The 1,958-nt window shown below is 40.1% G+C and carries 2 protein-coding genes; both read right to left on the bottom strand.

Annotated features, from left to right (window positions below):
- Positions 1-6: 6 nt before the first annotated feature.
- Complete coding sequence (locus LD39_RS22270) at positions 7-108, bottom strand: methionine/alanine import family NSS transporter small subunit (protein ID WP_081988492.1); 102 nt, start codon at positions 106-108, stop codon at positions 7-9.
- Position 109: 1 nt separating this feature from the next.
- A complete protein-coding gene (locus LD39_RS16610; protein ID WP_035550072.1) occupies positions 110-1,636 on the bottom strand; it encodes a sodium-dependent transporter in 1,527 nt (508 codons plus the stop codon).
- Positions 1,637-1,958 lie beyond the last annotated feature (322 nt).

Below are 1,958 nucleotides of genomic sequence, written 5' to 3'. Positions count from 1 at the left end.
TATTTTTTATTGTTTTGATTTCCTCACTGCGTTCATGATGCTTGCAGCAAGTCCTCCCCAAATAACGACGATTCCAATGATCATCATTAAAATTGCACTGGCTGTCATATTAACCTACCTCCTTGTGTTCTTCGTCAAGGGCTTTGGAATCCCATCGCTTGAACGTCATTAGGAAGCCAATTACAATGGCGAATGCAGCGACGGACCAGCCACCGAATAGTATGAAGGTATCTCCATACCCTGCATAGTTTCCGGTTTCTGTTTCAAACTGACCAAGCAGGTTCGTTTTGAAAAGGTCAAACATCATATATCCTAGTACAATTGGTGTAACAATTCCCAAACAAACCTTCCACCATCCGCCTAAATGTAAATCCGAAATTCCATTGGCATGACTTTGGAAGTCATTAAGACCACGAACAAACCAAGCAATGACAATAACTTCGACTAATCCTACAAACGCAACTCCGAATTGGTTAATGAAGTAATCAGCATTATCTAGGAAGTAAAGTCCGCCTTGAGTAGCAAACAAAATAGAAACGATTGCGGCTAAACCGCCACCAAGTCCAACCGCAGCTGTTCTTGATATGCCAAGCTTTTCTTTAAGGGCAGCTACGTATGTCTCTGAGATAGATATCAAAGAAGATAACCCTGCCAAGACTAACGATAAGAAGAACAGGACACCGAATAAACCATTCAACGCAGGGAACTCATTGATAATTTGCGGGAATACGACAAACGCAAGTCCCACTCCTCCACTGACAACTTCTTCAACGGGTACGTTATTTTGAGAGGCCATGAACCCTAATGCCCCAAATACTCCAATACCAGCAAGAAGTTCAAAGCTCGAATTACTGAAACCAGTAATAAAGGCATTATTCGTAATATCAGATTTCTTCGGTAAATAACTGGAATAAGTGATCATAATAGCGAATGCGATGGAAAGACTGAAGAAAATCTGTCCATAAGCAGCCACCCATACTTTACCGGAGGTGATGGTTTCAAAGTTTGGTTCAAAAAATGTTTGAAGACCTTCTGCGGCTCCAGGTAAAGTGACAGCACGAATTACAATGATTAAGAACAAGACAACTAGCGTTGGAATGAAAATTTTATTCGCTGCCTCAATTCCTTTTTTAACTCCTTTGAAAAGGACACCCAAGGTAATCAACCAAACAAAAATGAGTGGAATGAATACACCAGGCACTAAGCTTCCTGTTTGTCCAGGATCTACGGATAAATTCAAATAATCGCTAAACAAGAAACTTTCTGTGTCTTCTCCCCAGGAAAGATTAAAAGCAAAGAAACTATACGAGATAGCCCAGGCAATAATAACAGCATAATATGTTGAAATAACGAATGATACCAGTACGGCCCACCATCCAAGCCATTCTGTCTTCTTGTTCATCCTAAAGAATGATAGCGGCGCGGAACCACGGTACTTATGACCTAGTGTAAATTCCATAACCAACAACGGAATACCCGCTGTTAAAAGAGCAAATAAATACGGAATGAAGAATGCCCCTCCACCATTTTCATAAGCTACGGAAGGGAAACGCCATATGTTACCTAGTCCGATTGCAGACCCGACAGCTGCTAATATAAACCCAGCTCTCGTCCCCCATTGTGCACGTTTTTCCATGTGTAAGACCTCCCTTTATTTTTCAACCCCCATTAGAAAAAGCATACGAATATGCTTCTGAGGGATGTTTCAAAATTTTTATTTTTTTCTGATTATTTCTGCTTAAATTATAACCATCCGAATTGGGCTTGTCAAAATAATTTTAAAATATTTAGAAATTAGCAAATATAGAAAAAAAAGGATAAGCACAGGTTTTGTGCTTATCCTTTAGGTAAATCTTCAGTTGTTAGCTGAGTCCGGATAAGGGGTAAGGTAATGAATCAAAATACCCACAATGGCTACGATCACTAACGTAGCAAACAATGGCAACCAAACCCCGCCA

The organism is Halobacillus sp. BBL2006, assembly GCF_000786645.1.
GTDB lineage: Bacteria > Bacillota > Bacilli > Bacillales > Halobacillaceae > Halobacillus.
This window is presented reverse-complemented; position numbering and strand designations above follow the sequence as displayed.